This window comes from Mobiluncus sp. (assembly GCF_034180645.1).
Lineage (GTDB): Bacteria > Actinomycetota > Actinomycetes > Actinomycetales > Actinomycetaceae > Mobiluncus.
This window is the reverse complement of the sequence record NZ_JAXFNY010000009.1, coordinates 19645-35477: the sequence shown is the minus strand read 5'-3', so window position 1 is coordinate 35477 and position 15833 is coordinate 19645. Positions and strand designations below refer to the sequence as shown.

Here is a 15833-nt window from a genome sequence, read left to right as displayed (position 1 = left end):
CTACTGAAACGGCGAGGTCTCACGACCTCGCCGTTTCAGTATGTGTGTGGCTTTAATCAGCGCCATACCTGCTGGAGTTGTTGCTAAAGGTGGAGAATAGCCGGGTAGCTGCCAATAAGGGCAGCTACCCGGCTATTCTCCCCTTATAAACCGGTTTCCGGGGGATTATTTTAAGAAACTGTAGATAGCCTCGTAGTTGAAATGGTAGAAAACCCAGTTGCTCACTAACAGCACGGCGAAAACTCCGCCGTAAACCGCGAGGTCACGCAGCCGTGTGGTCGTATTGGTGACTCGGCGCACCACGGGAGAGGCCGGAGCAGCTGGGGAATCCGCCCCGTTAGGAACCTTCGATCCGTCTGGCGCCGTTGCGTCGGAAGTTTCCGGCACGTCCAAGGCTGTGGTACCTGGATTCTCCAGTGGCTCGGGCGCATTGGCCGTAAAGTGGGGGTCTTCCACACCCTCGCCGGGAATCACTTCGTAGGTTGAATGACGCAGCACCCAGCCGGTGTAGGCACCTAGCGCCAGACCCACCACTAAGCCCCCCAGATGGGCCACCCAGGCGACGTTAGGAACCATGAACCCTATCACAAAGTTCAGCCCGATTAAGGTCGCCATTTCGGTCCAAGGCAAGCGCAGCACCTTTTGAATCGCCAGGACCATACCAAAGAATCCAAACACTGCCCCGGACGCCCCGACCGTGGGGGTGATCCAGGCGTTGGGGTCGACAAAAACGGATAGGCATTGCGCCATGAGCGCCCCGAAAGCGCTGATACCAAACGCTAGGGCCAGTTTCACGTGGCCCACGACCGGCTCCAGCGCCCTGCCGACCACCAGCAAAGCCCAGGTGTTAAACGCCAGGTGAAACGGTGAGGGCACCGAATGCAGGAAGGCCGCGGTGATGAAACGCCACGGCTCAAACAGGCCCAGGAGCGGCAAAAATGCGAAATTCTGAATGACTCCGGGGATAAACAGCTCGGCGACCCAAACGATGATTAAGGCGATACAAAGCCCCCAAGTCACGTAGGGCTTAGGGGCTTTTGCGGTGCTTTTCATGACTTAACAGTACATTCAAAACCGCCGGAGTACCGGGTCAAACGGGCTTTACTCCGTGATGTCGATGGACTCAATCATGATGTCCTCCAGGGGACGATCCGAGCGGTCCGTTTGGGTTGCGGCGATTTTATCCACGACAGCGCGGGACGCATCGTCCAGGACGCGGCCAAAAATCGTGTGCTTGCCGTTGAGCCAAGTGGTCGGGGCGACAGTGATAAAGAACTGGGAACCGTTGGTGCCCTGGCCGCCACGCGTTCCGGCGTTAGCCATCGCCAATAGGTAAGGTTCGGTGAAGCCCAAGGCCGGGTCGATTTCGTCGTCAAAGACGTAGCCCGGGCCGCCGGTGCCGGTGCCGATGGGATCCCCGCCTTGAATCATGAAACCGGAGATGACCCGGTGAAATACCGTGCCGCTGTAGAGAGGCTCAGTTGAAGTTTCCCCGGTAATGGGGTGAGTCCACTGACGCGCGCCGGTCGCCAGGTCGGTGAAGTTCTTTACCGTGACTGGCGCGGATTGCGGAAAAAGTTCCAGGCTGATGTCGCCTTCAGATGTGTGAATTGTTGCTTGCATAGTTCCATCTTTTCATGCGTGCGGCCCGGGCGCAAAGCATTTTTTCGGCAGTCTGTCCGTCGTCGGCGAGGCCCGTTTTGGGGTGGTCGAGAAAAAAGAACAGGGCTATTTCCTGCAAAAATTCCAAATAAGAGGCAAAATAGTACCAACCGTGTCCGTTCGGCTCGGTTTGAGAGAAAGAAGGATCCAATGTTGGATAACTTGTCGAAATGCATCGATATGGACTGCATGAAACGAGCCGGAGAAGACATGGCACTGAATGCTGCTGAGGTTGCTGGGAAGGCTCGCGGGGCCGTCGGGGACTTTGGCACTAAGGTGAAATCAGACCTCCTGCCGCGGGCGCAAGCCGTCAACGAGGCAGTGTCAAAGGCGGTTACCGGCGACGGTACCATCGCCGAAAAAGTTTCCAAAGCGAGTGAAGGAGTCAAGTCAGCTATGAACCCCAAAAAGAAGTGCCCAATTCGTCATCCCTGGTTGACGACTATCCTGTTGACCGGAGTCGCCGCGGTGGCTGGGTTTATCTTGTATAGCCGCACCCGTCCGGTCGAGGATCCCTGGGCCGAGGAATCCTGGGAGGATATTGATGATGACGACCTGGTGGTCGTTACCGACAAGTAAAAAAAATCTTTAAAAACCGACCGGCGGCTGATGTTGCCGGTCGGTTTTTTAGCACCCCCGGCTTTGCTTTCGCTGTTATTACTCGGAAAACGAAGGGGCGGAACCCAAGCGCGAGACTAGGGGGTGTGCTTTTCGTGGCAAACGCAACGAAAAGTGAGGGGAACCCGACCCCTAGGTCACGCGTGGTTCCCCCGAGTTGACAAGCAATAAAAATTAAGCAGAAAAAAGCCCTATTTCCACCACATCAGCATGATGAAACCGACCATGATGACGCCAAATCCCAACGCGATGTTCCAGTTGCCCAGCCCCAGCAGGTTAATCCCCGCGGTTTGCGCCAGGATATAGTGCAGCACAATCCACAGCAGACCCACGCCCATGATTATCAGGGCAGCCGGAGCGTACCAGCTGGGGGAGTGCTTCATATCCTCAGTCCACGAGGGACGCAACTCGCTGTCAGACTTAACCACTTTCGAGGCGCGCTTGCGCTTTTTGGATTCGGGCACAACAACTCCTTGTGACAAAAGTTTGCTTAACAGGTTAATGATAACCGTAAGCTAAATCCTTTGGAAATTGGTAAAATTGTGGAGTTGGTGTATCCGCGCGTCAAGGGGTTGGAATGAGTGAGCAGCGTCCTGTACCACAGCAGTTTCCCTCGCGCCGGCAACGTCGCGAACAGCAGGAACCGCCTGTAGCACCGCTGTCGCCCGCGCCGGGGCAGCCTCGCGGGACGCAACCTCCCGTAGCGCCGTCTCCCGGGGCTCAGCCTTATGGGGCCCCACCTCGCGTGCCGCAGCAGTCCGCCCTCCCGCCTCAGGTGGTCTCACAAGGGGTCACAAGTGCGGTTCCACCTGCAGGTTTCCAACCTCTTGCCGAACCTTCCGGCGCGGTTCGTCCCGCGACTGCCCAGCCAAATCGTCCGGTATCCCCCGGCGTATCGGCGCGCCCCGCGGCGAACCCCCCGGTTCCTGGCTCGCCACACTTCTCCATGTCGGGCCCAGCGAATCATCAAGTCCCCGGCACGGCAAACCCGGCAGTCCCCGCTTTTGCCCCGGTTCCTTCCCGCCCCCCGGCAGCCTCGACACGACCAGCAACCCCGGCGCTCAACCCTGGTGAACCCCAGGTAAACCCACAATCCTCACCGAAAGCCTCAACCCGCCCGTCTGAACGACCCACTGCCTCGACTGACCCAGACGAGACGGCCGCCTCACCAAAGCGCCGGCGCACCCCCGTATCGGTCCTGGTGATGAGCGGGATTGGGCAAACCATGCTGACGGTCGGTGTCGTCCTGGGCTTGTTCGTCGTGTGGCAGCTGTATGTGACGACTTGGCAGGTGCAGGGGGCGACGGCGGCCGCGGTGCAGTCTTTCCAAAGCTCCACCGCAAACGATGCGACCGCCACGACCGAAGTGCAGCGCACCGACCCACCTCCCAGCGTCACCATTCCCGCGGTGGGCCAAACTTTCGCCACCCTGCACGTGCCGCGTTGGGACTTGATGGTTATCCCCATCATGCAGGGCACGAACGAAGCCGTGCTGGACACGGGCTATGCCGGACACTACACGGACACCCAAGGGCCGGGAGAGCTGGGCAACTTTGCCCTGGCAGCCCACCGGCGCTCGTACGGAAACTCTTTCCGCCGTGTTCACGAGCTACAGACCGGTGACCCGCTGGTGGTCGAAACCTCCCAAGCCTGGCTGGTTTACCAGGTTACGTCAACCGAGATAGTCCTGCCATCGCAGGGAGACGTGATTTACCCGGTACCGCACGAAGCGAAAGACACCGTCCCGCATGAACGGCTCATGACCCTGACGACCTGCCACCCCGAATACGGCAACACGCAGCGATTCATCGTGTACTCCAAGTTTTCCTACTGGGTGCCGCGCACACAAGGCCGGCCTTTCGCGCTCAAAGGGTTGGACGCGATGAAACAGGCTGGTCAGGGCACCGCGCCGGAGGGTCCGCAGGATGGAACCGGTGCACCCGCGAGCGATTCGAACGCGATTGCCCAGCCCGGCGACGCCAGCCCCGCGCCGGCTGAGGGCTTGGCCGGGTAAACGGAAAGGAAACCAGAATGTACAAATGGTTGTTTGCCGTGATGCCCGGCCCGAAGTGGCTGCGCTGCATAGAGATGGGGATTTTGTTGCTGGCGGTGGTGGCCGCGCTGTTCCAGTGGGGATTCCCCTGGGCGGTAGAGACTTTCAACCTAAACCCGAACACCGTGAACTAGCGTCTCAACCCGACAACTCAACGGGGGCCCTTGTGAGAAAGGAACAGTACAATGACTGAGAAAACAATTTTGGTAGCCGGAGGAGCCGGATACATCGGCACGCACACGCTGATTTGCCTCTATGAGGCGGGATACCGTGCGGTCTGCGTCGATAACCTGTATAACTCCAGCGCGGAAGCGATGACACGCGTCTCGGAAATTGTGGGGGAAACAATCCCGTTCTATCAGCAAGACGTGCGCGACATTGACGCTTTACAACGGATTTTTGCGGTTCACCAGGTTGACGGAGTAATTAACTTTGCCGGGCTCAAGGCGGTGGGCGAATCGGTAGCCAAGCCGGTGGAATACTACGACAACAACCTCAACGCGACCCTCTCCCTGGTGCGCGCCATGCGGGATCACGACTGTCACCTGATGATTTTTTCCTCCTCCGCTACCGTGTACGGAGCTGACGGGGTGTCCCCCCTGAAAGAAACCATGCCGACCGGCACCGCTACCAATCCTTACGGTTGGTCCAAGCTGATGAACGAGATCATGCTGCGCGACGTGTGCCACGCCGATCCCGAGTTTTCTGCCGTGTTGCTGCGCTACTTTAACCCCATTGGGGCGCATCCCTCCGGCCGGATTGGCGAGGATCCCAAGGGCATCCCGAACAATGTCATGCCCTACATCACCCAGGTCGCAGTCGGCAAGCTCGAAAAACTGCACGTGTTCGGCGACGACTACGACACCCCGGACGGAACCGGGGTGCGCGACTACATTCACGTCATGGACTTGGGGCGCGGGCACGTGGCCGCCATTGATTACGGGCTGAAACATCGGGGCGCGAAGGCGATAAACCTGGGCACCTCGCAGGGGTATTCCGTGTTGGAGTTGTTGCACGCGATGGAGCGAGCCTGCGGCAAACCCATTCCTTACGTCATTGACGGGCGCCGACCGGGAGACATTGACACGGTTTACGCCGACGCGAGTTTGGCTCGGGAACTGCTGGGCTGGGAGGCGCACCTAGGTTTGGACGATATGTGCCGAGATTCGTGGAATTGGCAGTCGCAGAACCCGAACGGCTACGCCGGCTAACGCGTTTTTGTGGCCAGCTACTAAGACTGCTTGGGTGACGTGGCTGACTTGGGCGGCATGGTTGACGTGTATGACGTTTGTCGTGCTCGCCGGTTGAACCGTGTTGCTTCCGGTAAGAACTCGGAGGTATCTCTCAACTCTTGGAACCGAACTTGGCGATAGTCACCAGGCGCAAAATCCGCCAGTTAAAGCTCACAAAGGAAAACAACTGGAGCAACGGGTCTTGGCGGTGACGCAAAGTCGCCGGGGAAGGGTTCGGGGCCGCCGCAATCCGTTCGGCGGTGGCCGGGCATAACTCCTCAATCGTGGGGGACGCGCTAAAGTCAGTCATTATCAAAATCCTCTCTACGTGGGGTTGGGCTACTCGGGGATAATCCACCAAAACGGCTTCCACTTCGCTTTATAGATAAAGCCCACGTGAAGCAGGAACTTGGTCCAATGCCCGAACAGGCCGATGCGTCCGAAACTCAGTTTGGGATGGCGTCCGGCATTATCCGGGTACTTGTCGTAATTGGGCACGATGGGGAACATCACCATCGCGGCCGCGGAGCCTTTCTTAAAACCGGTGCCGGTGGAGGCTACGCAAGCCGCCCCCAACACCGCCATCGAGGCTTCGTGCAGTTTCGCCTGCGGGCCTTGGTTAATCAGGTCAACTATGCTCATGGCTACTTCCTTACCAATTGATCCTGACGGCATCCCGGTACGTGGCGGCGCCGGGGTAATGTTGGTGCCGTTGGGAGTCTGGTGCGGTTTCGAAATACCGTGCGGGGGCGCAAAAGCAATCCCGGCGGCAAAAATGTTTTTATACAGCGGGGACTGGTAAGTCTTGGGCCAATCCTCGTGGGACCACTGCGCAGAGCTCTTCTTCGAATAGTCCGCGTCTACCTTCATGAACCCAGCCGGGTTGAACATTTCGGGAATCAACGTCCCGTCAGGTTTCTTGGCCTCCAGCGCGACCCCGGTAAACGGCGGGAGCAGCATGGCGAAATCAAAGGACAACTCGTGCATATTGCCGTCATAATCCTCGTAAGTCAGAGCGTGCGGGCGCACTTCGCGAACCCCCGCACCGGTGATGGCTTTCACCCCGCGTTCCCGAAACAGCGATTCCGTCCACAACTGGGAGTCGGTAGAGTAGCCGTTGTCCTTAAACCGCATCCCAGCCATCCCAAAGTCGCCGAGCTTTTCCTCATTAGTGAGGTAAACGACCTCAGTCTTGTCCCGAATCCCCGCCTGGCGCAGGTCATATTCAGTGTTGAAACAGTACTCAAAAGCGGCGCCTTGGCAGGTACACCCGCCGTTGCCGGTCCCAATCACGAACCGCTTGGGAGTCCCAGTTTCTTTAATCTCTTGGACGATTTTTTGGAACTCGACCCCGGCCTGTTCGGCGTGGTCAGGAGTGCAAACCGAATACGTGTTGCCACAATCCGGGCCCAAACCCGGCGTAGCGGCAAAGTTCAGTTTCGGGCCAGTCGCGTTGATGAGGTAGTCATAATGCACAAAAGCGCGCCGACCTTTGTTTTTGCCTCCCGTAAACTCAATCTCGACCTGGGGCTGAGAATCATCGCCGCGACCCTCGGGATAGATAACTTTCGCTGCCGCCTGATGAAAAATGACCCCCTTGCGCTTATAGAGTGGGGCGAGGGGAAACACTACTTCTTTCTTCTTCATCTTGCCGGTGCCCACCCAAATGTTGGAGGGAACCCAGTTCCAGTTGGCGCGCGGGGAAATGACCACGACTTCATGATTGCGCCGCGACAACTTGCGACGCAGATGCATGGCGGCGGTATGACCGGAAATGCCCGCACCTAAGACGACAACTCTTGCCATAGTTACAACTTCCTTAATCTGTTGCGGTTCTTTAGCAGTGCCTCAGGAAATCGTTGAGCGGTGGGAAATCCGCACCGGAACGGGACGTCCGGCACTGCACGACCAAGGCTTATTATAGCTTAAACTCCGGGGTGGATTTACCGGCTTCGCCCCCTCTTGTGGTTTAGACTTGAAATTCAGAGAATCCCGAAGGTAAACCGGGGAAAACCGTGAGCAGCTGATGAGGAGCGAACCATGAGTGTGGCGGGTGAAAACGCTTTGGGACAGTCCAATGACGAGGACGGCACGAAAGTCTTTACCATTGGACCGACCTGGCGTGCTGTGGGCTTTGAAATGACCACCGAGCAACGAGCCGACGCAATTTTGGCCCAGGCGGCTGACCAATGCACCCCGGTGGTGGGAGATATGGATAACGGCACGTTCCAATACGTGGACCGTTCCGGCGCGGTCGCCGTGTTTGACGTGGTTGCGGAGAAAATTGCGGATATTCACCAGGATTTCAACGCTAACGCCGTGGTTGACGCGCGGTGGGTCGAGATGGCAGACCGTTTTGCCTTGGTTGACATAGTTGACGCACAAGGGGGGACGGAGCGTTCCGTAGGTAAGGCTTGCGTGGCGATGCGGTCCGGGCTGGGACACGAGCCCGGACGTGCCGATGCCGGGAAACTGGGGATTTCCGCCCTAGCGCAGCGCGTCGAACTGTATGAAAACGTGGCAAGTTACGCGGCGAGCCAGACCGCCAAAATTTTCGGCGCGGCTCTGGACGGCCCGCAGCGCGCCCCGGAAGAAACCCTGCCGACCTTCATCTCTACCGGAGCTGTTTCCGTCCTGCAAAAGCAGGGCGCGCACGCCGGAGCCGTGCTGGCTGCGAAAGTTACAGCCGCCGAGATGCATTCCAACACCCTGACGGGACAAAACTTCTGGGTGTTGGAAGTTGCGGCGGGATTCCCCCTCAGCGTGTGCGTGGCTGAAGGCGACATTGCGGGACGTCCCCGCCCCGGAATGATTGTGGCTGGAGAATTCCTAATTCTGGCTGCCGCCAAGTAGAATAGTCTCGTTCCCCGCGTGACGGCATAGTCTGAACCTCCCCAGGGTCGGAAGACAGCAAGGATAAGGGCTCCCTGTCGGGTGCGCGGGGAACTTTTATTTTTCCGGCGTCCGCGGATATTTTTACCTGATGTTAACCTGGTGAGCACAGAGGCTTTACTTTAGCTTGTTAATCTGCGAACAGAGTGTGACTACTGCGGAAAGCTGGCTATTCATGGTGAAACCTGGTTTGAGGATGCTGGTGGCGGCAGCCTTTGTGGCGACGTTGGCGTTGACGGGATGTGTACCCAACGGGAAAGATACCCCAAAACCAGCCAAGCCTGACGCTTCGGTGAGTAAAAAGGCTCCGCAGAGCCTACCAGGCGCCATCGACCTGAAAGCTGACTTCGAAGCCGGTTCTATGTGGGCCCAGGTAGGCCCGCTGTATCGGCTGGATAACGGCAATTCGGCGCTGGCGCTTACAGCGGGCATCGATGATGTGAACTCCGCCATGGTGAAAACCAGTGTCGGAACGGCTCTCACCACCCCGGATTATCCTGCGCAAAGGGAATATTCGGGGATGTATCTGTTGACGGACACTGAGGTTTTTGAACCCTGGCGTGACGACCAAGAACACGTTCCCTACGTCAAACAGGATGGGACCGACACCAAGAACAGCAGTTTCAGCGGCAAAGACGGAGACCCGATTTCCGAAAGCGTCCTGGTACCCTTCGGGGACATCGGCGATGATCCAGGCACGGTCGGGGTCGATTTGGGCCTCATCGGTTTCGCCTACGATGTTCCGGTCCAGGACGCGGCGAAAGCCCCGAAGTCTTTGCAAAAAGCTTTGGATAGCCTGCCCGACAAGGCAGCAAAGGATAACCACGGGGAGTACTCGGCTTTCACCATAGTTCCGGGCATGGACGTGGCTTCGAGTTCAAAGAGCCTGGACGTGACTTTGGCTGCCGACGTATTCTTTGATTCCGGCAAATGGGACATTAAGCCCGAAGCCCAGGCGACTTTGGATGACTTGGCGAAAACGCTGGCGACTCACGAGCCGGGTGAGGTAACTATTGTGGGTCACACTGATAACGTGCCTGAGCCGACTATTGGGAACCAAGCATTGAGTGAAAACCGGGCGAACGCAGTAAAAGCCGTGCTGGAGGGCAAATCGGAGTTGTCGGGCTTCACTTTCAAGGCTTCGGGCAAAGGCGAGACGCAACCGGCCGTGCCGAACTCTGATGACGCTTCGCGGGCAAAGAACCGACGGGTGCAGGTTTCCATTAACACCCCGGTTAAAAAGGAAATCCTAGAACTGCAGGCGACCAGCGCACAAATGCCCGCCCCGTATGCCCAGGAATCTGATTGGCCCAAGGCAGTGCTTTACAATGTCAGCCGCAGTGGTGCCAGTAATCCCCGGTATGTGCAAATCTCTACCTCCGAGGCCGTGGCCTACCCGAACTACACCCTGGTGACATTCACGGTGGAAGCTGTTGACCAGGTGGACTCTATGTCTTTGAACCTGGGCGGCTTTCATCGTCCAGAAGAGACGACTACCAATATCAGCTCTGTCTTCTACGGGCCTGATATTTTGCTAGGTTCGGCGCGCACTGTGCCGTTGGAATATCCGCGTATCGGTGTTAACGGGAAAAATATACACGGGGTGGTGACGGGCGGAAGCCTAGGCGCCATTCCGCTGTTGAAACCGGGTGAAAAGTGGACTGTTCCGGTTCTGTACCCGCCGGTTAACACCAAGACCATCACCATCGATGCCTCCAAGGAATACAACCATGTCAAGTATGGCTACCGGATTAACGATGTTCCGGTGAAACAGCCCGGTGAGGCCTCCGGCTCTTCTCAGGGTTCTAGCAAGCCCACACCCCAGAAGAACCAGTCTGGTCAGACCAAACAACCCAGCGGCACTTCTGCTGAATCTCAGGCAGCGTAACCTAGAAATACTATTGCAGGCACAGAAAATGGTGCCCCCTAGCCCGCAGGGGCGAGCGAGAAACGCCAGAATGGGCGCTTTTGGCCAGCATCGCGGGGCATGTTTGGCGCTGGGTTAGTCGGGGCCGAAATAACTGCGCGAAACTTGAAAATTTTCGCCACCGGGGCTCGGGTAGAGTAGAGACATGATGACTGCCCTGTATCGCCGCTACCGTCCCGACACTTTCGAGGACGTAATCGGTCAAGAACACGTAACTAAGGCGCTGCAGGCGGCTTTAGCGAACGGGCGGGTCAACCATGCTTACCTGTTCTCGGGGCCGCGGGGCTGCGGAAAGACGACCAGCGCTCGGATTTTGGCGCGCTGCCTGAACTGTGCCCAGGGACCGACCGCTACCCCGTGCGGGACTTGCGATTCCTGTCGGGATCTGGCGACAGGCGGGCCGGGTTCCCTGGACGTCATTGAGATTGACGCGGCCTCTCACGGCGGAGTGGACGACACTCGGGAGCTGCGCGATCGGGCGGCCTATGCCCCAGCGCGGGATCGGTTTAAGATTTTCATCATTGATGAGGCACACAACGTGTCCAAGGAAGGTTTCAACGCCCTGTTAAAGCTGGTAGAGGAGCCTCCGGAACATATTAAGTTCATTTTCGCCACGACGAACCCCGAAAAGGTCATTTCCACGATTCGCTCCCGCACCCATCACTACCCGTTCCGGTTGGTTGCCCCGGAGGTATTGCGCGACTACATGGCGGATTTGTGTCGTTCCGAGGGCGTCACGGCCGAGGACGGGGTGCTGGGTCTGGTGGTGCGAGCCGGAGGCGGGTCCGTGCGCGATTCTTTGTCCATCCTCGATCAGCTCATTGCCGGCGAGGCCGAGCCGAAGCTGCACTATGACCGGGCCGTGTCCCTGCTGGGCTACACCGATTCAGCTCTGTTGAGCGGGATGGTGGACGCTTTGGTGTCCGGCTCCGGTGCCGATGCCTACACGGTGGTGGACCGAATGATTCAAACCGGACACGAACCGCGGCGTTTTGTCGAGGACCTGCTGCAATATCTGCGTGACCTGGTGGTGATGAAGCTCGCTGGGGCGGGAGCCGGGGCCGTGTTGGGGGATTTGCCCGAGGCCGAACTGGCGGCGATGCGTCCCCAAGTGGCGGCTCTCAGCCCGCGGACCCTGACGCGCTGTGCCGAACTCGTTGACGAGGGGCTAACCGAGATGGTGGGGGCCACTTCCCCGCGTCTGGCATTGGAACTGTTGGTGGCGAAACTGCTGTTGGCGACCTCCGCGGAAGGTCTGGCGTCGCCCCCACCGGAGGCAACGAAAGCTACCGGGTCGGGCTCTCGGGACAGCGGCGGTCCTGCTCCCCTGTTGGCGCCCGCGCCCACTGAGACTCCTTCACAAGGGGTTCTCACCAGCACCGTTGCGGGCTCGGCTGATCCTGCCGCGAGGTCAGGCGCATCCGCGAGCCCGGATGCGTCCGCGTCTGAAGCAGCGCCGGTTTCCCCTCCACAGCGCGGACAGGACACCGTTTCTCAGCCCGAGCCAACTACGGTGCCCCGTGAGGAAAAATGGGAGTTCAAGCCTACCCCGTGGGACATTCCCGGTGGTAATACCGGCGGTACGGATCAGCCAGATAATCCGGGCCCAAGCGGTCAGTCCGGGCAAAAGCCTGCTCGACGCGATACCCCGGCAGACCAACCCGCTCCCACCCAGGACGCGCAACCGACCCAGTCCGGCACGGGCACAGATAGAGACTATGAAAAAATCCGCGCCAACTGGGGCAAAATCATGGCTCGTGTGAAACAAAATCACGCCGCGACCGGAAATCTGTTGGAATCCCATGGCCAACTGCAAGGAATGCGCGGCTCGACGGTGGAAATCGCTTTCCCGAACCCCGGATTGGTGCGGGCCTTCGGGGAACGCCACACTTCCGCCCTGGCTGGGGTCATTCAGGGATTTACCGGCCTCAACGTGGAAGTACGCGGAGTGGTGGCTGGTTTCGGGGCGCCCGCTGCTACCCCTGCGGAGCAACCCTCACCTGCAACCGCGACCACACCTCGTGACTCGAAAGAATCTGGTGAACCACGTAAACAGCCTGACCCGCAAGCTTCAGGGGAAATGAAAGCGGGAATCCAGACTGCTCAAGCCATGTTGGGTGGAACCATCATTAATCCGAAAACCCCGCCCGGTTCCCCGTCTGCAAAGGCAGGCCGGTGATGAGCCAAATTTTCACCGAAGCCCTGCAAGACCTCATCGACGCGCTGGGAAAAATGCCCGGCGTAGGGCCAAAATCCGCCCAACGCATCGCATTTTGGGTACTCAGTGCGGATGAAGCCGACATTAAGAGACTCACCGAGGCGCTGACCAGCGTTAAGGAAAAAGTCCACTTTTGCGAGGTTTGCGGAAATATCACCGAACATTCGGTATGCGCGATTTGCCAGGATTCCCGCCGGGATCAGTCGCTCATCTGTGTGGTGGAACAGGCAACCGACATTGTTTCCCTGGAACGCACCCGGATGTATCGCGGGCTTTATCACGTTCTGGGCGGCGCCTTGGATCCCATCAACGGGGTCGGCCCCGATCAGCTGCGGATTGCCGGGCTGATGACGCGCCTGCAGGATTCCGCCATCAAGGAAGTCATCATCGCCACCGACCCTAATACGGAAGGTGAAGCGACCGCAGCTTACCTGGCGCGAATGCTCTCTGCCATGGGAATCCCCGTCTCGCGTCTGGCCTCCGGCCTGCCGGTGGGAGGCGACCTGGAATATGCTGACGAAGTGACGCTGGGGCGCGCCCTGGAAGGTCGGCGCCGCCTGTAGAAACCTCGTTTCGCTCAAACTGTCTGCCCAAAAACTGCCCACCCACAATCTCCCGCCGCAAAACCACCTGCTCCAAACCGCTTGTCGGGAAAACCCGATTCGCCTCCCGGCGGCGAATTCACGAGTTTCGGGCATAATCGCTATAATCAAGAGGTCAGCAGTAAAGGTGCCGCGGCCCTCACTGCCGCGTGTCGGCTTAAGGGAGGTTTTCATGGCGCTGGTTGTGCAAAAGTACGGCGGCTCGTCTGTATCGGACGCAGCGGCCATGAAGCGTGTCGCCAAACGTATTGTTGCCACCAAACGAGCTGGTCACAACGTTGTGGTGGTGGTTTCCGCGATGGGAGACACCACTGATGACCTGCTGGATTTGGCCGCTTCTGTCACGCAGAAAGCTCCCCAGCGGGAAATGGATATGCTGCTGTCTGCCGGGGAACGGATTTCGATGTCCTTGTTAGCGATGGCCGTGAATGAACTCGGTGAAACCGCCATTTCCTATACAGGCCAGCAAGCCGGGGTACTGACCGATAACCACTATGGCAAGGCACATATCGTTTCGATGGTGCCTGAACGGGTTGCCCGCTCTATTCATGATGGCAACATCGCGATTGTGGCAGGCTTCCAAGGTGTGAACGAACGTAAAGACGTGACTACACTGGGCCGTGGCGGTTCAGATACGACCGCGGTGGCGTTAGCTGCTTCCCTTCACGCCGATGTGTGTGAAATCTATACCGATGTGGATGGCATGTTCACGGCAGACCCACGTATCGTCTCTAAGGCAAAACAAATTTCGTCCACAACTTATGAAGAAACCTTGGAAATGGCTGCCCACGGCGCAAAAATCCTGCATCTTCGGGCTGTCGAGTTTGCGCGGCGCTACCACGTGCCCCTCCACGTGCGTTCTTCCTTTTCGGACAAATTAGGCACCTGGATTTCCGATGGGCCGGCTCATCCCGAGCTAAGGGGATTGGTGCCCGACAGTGCTTTGACATTTGACCCTGAATCCCAGCTCATGAAGGAGACCCCCGTGGAGGAACCGATTATTTCCGGCCTCGCGCATGACCGCAGCGAGGACAAGATTACTTTGGTGGGAGTGCCCGACGAACCGGGTCGAGCCGCCCACATTTTTGAGATTATTGCGAGAGCCGGCGCCAACATCGACATGATTGTGCAAAACGTGTCGACGGTGCAGCCAGGCGCTACCGACTTGACAATCACTCTGCCCCACGCCGATGCTGCGGACACAGTAAAGGCGCTAGAAGGTGCGAAGGCGGAAGGAGGTTTTCTAAAGGTCGTCCACACCGGCAACGTGGGTAAGTTGTCGCTCGTGGGCGCCGGAATGCGAACCAATCCGGGTGTTTCTGCAAAACTTTTTGGAACTCTTTCCAAGGCGGGAATCAACATTGACATGATTTCCACTTCGGAAATCCGCTTGAGCGTCCTGGTCAGCGAGGATCAGCTGGACGAAGCTGTACGTGCGGTTCACAGCGCGTTCGACCTCGATGCTGAACAGGTTGAAGCCGTAGTTTATGGAGGTACGGGACGATGAGCCAGGATAATCTTTGCGTAGCCGTGGTGGGTGCGACCGGTCAGGTCGGCCGGGTCATGCGGACTCTGCTCACGGAACGGAACTTTCCTGCCTCCCGTTTTCGTTTCTTTTCTTCATCCCGTTCTGCGGGTACCGTGGTTGACTTTCGGGGTCAGCAGGTCGTGGTGGAGGACACTGCGACAGCGGACTTTTCCGGGGTAGATATCGCTATCTTTAGTGCTGGTGCCGCCGCCTCTCGCGAATTCGCCCCGAAATTTGTGGAGGCTGGAGCTGTCGTGGTTGACAATTCGAGCGCCTGGCGCAAAGACCCGGATTGCCCCCTAGTTGTCAGCGAGGTCAACCCCCAAGACTTGAAAAACCGCCCGAAAGGCATTATCGCCAACCCGAATTGCACCACTATGGCGGCCATGCCCCCTTTGAAAGTGCTGCACAACCTTGCTGGGTTGACCCGGTTGACGATTTCGAGCTACCAGGCAGTGTCCGGCTCGGGACTTAAAGGGGTCCGTGAACTGGAACGTATGGTAAAAACCGTGGGGGACGTCTCCAACCTAGACAAACTCGTCCTCGACGGCAAAGCCATCGCCTGGCCTGCTCCGGAAACCTACGTGGCTCCCATCGGCTTCAACGTGGTGCCTTTTGCTGGCAAATACGTAGATGACGGCAGCCTGGAAACCGATGAGGAACAAAAGCTGCGCAATGAGTCGCGCCGTATCCTGGGGATACCTGACCTGCGCGTGTCGGGAACCTGCGTGCGCGTCCCGGTGCTGACCTCCCACACCCTCACTATTCACGCCGAATTCTCCCGCCCTATTACTGTTGAACAGGCCAAACAGGCGTTAGACGGCGCTCCTGGTGTGGTTCTGCAAGACGTACCGACACCGCTGGACGCTGCCGGTATCGACCCTTCCCTGGTCGGCCGCATCCGTCAAGACCAGGCAGTTGACGACAATCGTGGCCTAATCATGGTCGTGTGCGGCGACAACCTGCGCAAGGGTGCTGCACTCAATGCGGTGCAACTAGCGGAACTGGTAGCAGCGGAACTTTAAAATGTTAAATAATTGTAACTAATTTACCGTGTTGTCATGTTTCTCTGTGCTAAACTCATTCCAGAAAGGAGCACCG

General features: G+C 58.2%; 15 protein-coding genes and 1 other RNA gene. 11 read left to right on the top strand and 5 right to left on the bottom strand.

Annotated elements, in window-relative coordinates; translation table 11 throughout:
* Positions 1-165: 165 nt before the first annotated feature.
* Both SPI05_RS03795 and SPI05_RS03790 read right to left on the bottom strand, forming a co-directional pair.
* A complete protein-coding gene (locus tag SPI05_RS03795) occupies positions 166-1053 on the bottom strand; it encodes a rhomboid family intramembrane serine protease (protein WP_321076320.1) in 888 nt (295 codons plus the stop codon).
* Between the two features lie 48 nt (positions 1054-1101).
* On the bottom strand, positions 1102-1623 hold the full coding sequence (locus SPI05_RS03790; protein WP_321076318.1) for a peptidylprolyl isomerase: 522 nt from the start codon (positions 1621-1623) through the stop codon (positions 1102-1104).
* A 189-nt stretch (positions 1624-1812) separates the two neighbouring features.
* On the opposite strand from SPI05_RS03790, the gene SPI05_RS03785 reads away from it, so the two are divergent.
* Entirely contained in the window at positions 1813-2241 is a 429-nt protein-coding gene (locus SPI05_RS03785; RefSeq protein WP_282922431.1) for an acyltransferase, read from the top strand.
* 230 nt (positions 2242-2471) lie between these two features.
* Here the strand turns inward: SPI05_RS03785 and SPI05_RS03780 are convergent, their stop codons facing one another.
* Positions 2472-2744 (bottom strand): cell division protein CrgA, encoded by a 273-nt coding sequence (locus SPI05_RS03780; RefSeq protein ID WP_282922430.1) that lies wholly within the window; start codon positions 2742-2744, stop codon positions 2472-2474.
* A gap of 113 nt (positions 2745-2857) precedes the next feature.
* Here SPI05_RS03780 and SPI05_RS03775 point away from each other — a divergent pair, with 113 nt between their 5' ends.
* The 3 genes from SPI05_RS03775 to galE are packed head-to-tail and all read left to right on the top strand — an operon-like array spanning position 2858 to position 5544.
* Positions 2858-4294 carry a class E sortase gene (locus SPI05_RS03775; RefSeq protein WP_321076314.1) on the top strand — a complete coding sequence of 479 codons (1437 nt, stop codon included), beginning with the start codon at positions 2858-2860 and terminating at the stop codon, positions 4292-4294.
* 17 nt (positions 4295-4311) lie between these two features.
* Complete coding sequence (locus SPI05_RS03770) at positions 4312-4467, top strand: hypothetical protein (protein ID WP_321076312.1); 156 nt, start codon at positions 4312-4314, stop codon at positions 4465-4467.
* Between the two features lie 51 nt (positions 4468-4518).
* On the top strand, positions 4519-5544 hold the full coding sequence (galE, locus tag SPI05_RS03765) for a UDP-glucose 4-epimerase GalE (RefSeq protein WP_321076310.1): 1026 nt from the start codon (positions 4519-4521) through the stop codon (positions 5542-5544).
* Positions 5545-5677: 133 nt separating this feature from the next.
* On the opposite strand, the gene SPI05_RS03760 is transcribed toward galE, so the two are convergent.
* The gene (locus tag SPI05_RS03760; RefSeq protein WP_321076309.1) at positions 5678-5875 is read right to left on the bottom strand and encodes a hypothetical protein; all 198 of its coding nucleotides are present in this window, start codon (positions 5873-5875) and stop codon (positions 5678-5680) included.
* A 29-nt stretch (positions 5876-5904) separates the two neighbouring features.
* On the bottom strand, positions 5905-7371 hold the full coding sequence (locus tag SPI05_RS03755) for an NAD(P)/FAD-dependent oxidoreductase (RefSeq protein WP_321076308.1): 1467 nt from the start codon (positions 7369-7371) through the stop codon (positions 5905-5907).
* Between the two features lie 234 nt (positions 7372-7605).
* Here SPI05_RS03755 and SPI05_RS03750 point away from each other — a divergent pair, with 234 nt between their 5' ends.
* The 7 genes from SPI05_RS03750 (at position 7606) to SPI05_RS03720 (ending at position 15757) form a co-directional block, all read left to right on the top strand.
* Positions 7606-8418: a hypothetical protein gene (locus SPI05_RS03750; RefSeq protein WP_321076307.1), complete on the top strand. Its 813-nt coding sequence runs from the start codon at positions 7606-7608 to the stop codon at positions 8416-8418.
* A 5-nt stretch (positions 8419-8423) separates the two neighbouring features.
* Positions 8424-8519: signal recognition particle sRNA small type (ffs, locus tag SPI05_RS03745), an RNA gene on the top strand.
* 113 nt (positions 8520-8632) lie between these two features.
* Positions 8633-10345 (top strand): OmpA family protein, encoded by a 1713-nt coding sequence (locus SPI05_RS03740; RefSeq protein WP_321076306.1) that lies wholly within the window; start codon positions 8633-8635, stop codon positions 10343-10345.
* Positions 10346-10529: 184 nt separating this feature from the next.
* Positions 10530-12563 (top strand): DNA polymerase III subunit gamma and tau, encoded by a 2034-nt coding sequence (locus SPI05_RS03735; protein WP_321076305.1) that lies wholly within the window; start codon positions 10530-10532, stop codon positions 12561-12563.
* Positions 12563-13165: a recombination mediator RecR gene (gene recR, locus SPI05_RS03730; RefSeq protein ID WP_321076304.1), complete on the top strand. Its 603-nt coding sequence runs from the start codon at positions 12563-12565 to the stop codon at positions 13163-13165. Before SPI05_RS03735 ends, recR begins: the two co-directional genes overlap by 1 nt.
* 211 nt (positions 13166-13376) lie before the next feature.
* Positions 13377-14711 carry an aspartate kinase gene (locus SPI05_RS03725; RefSeq protein ID WP_321076303.1) on the top strand — a complete coding sequence of 445 codons (1335 nt, stop codon included), beginning with the start codon at positions 13377-13379 and terminating at the stop codon, positions 14709-14711.
* Entirely contained in the window at positions 14708-15757 is a 1050-nt protein-coding gene (locus SPI05_RS03720) for an aspartate-semialdehyde dehydrogenase (RefSeq protein ID WP_321076302.1), read from the top strand. The genes SPI05_RS03725 and SPI05_RS03720 overlap by 4 nt, the downstream gene beginning before the upstream one ends.
* The last annotated feature ends 76 nt before the right edge of the window (positions 15758-15833 follow it).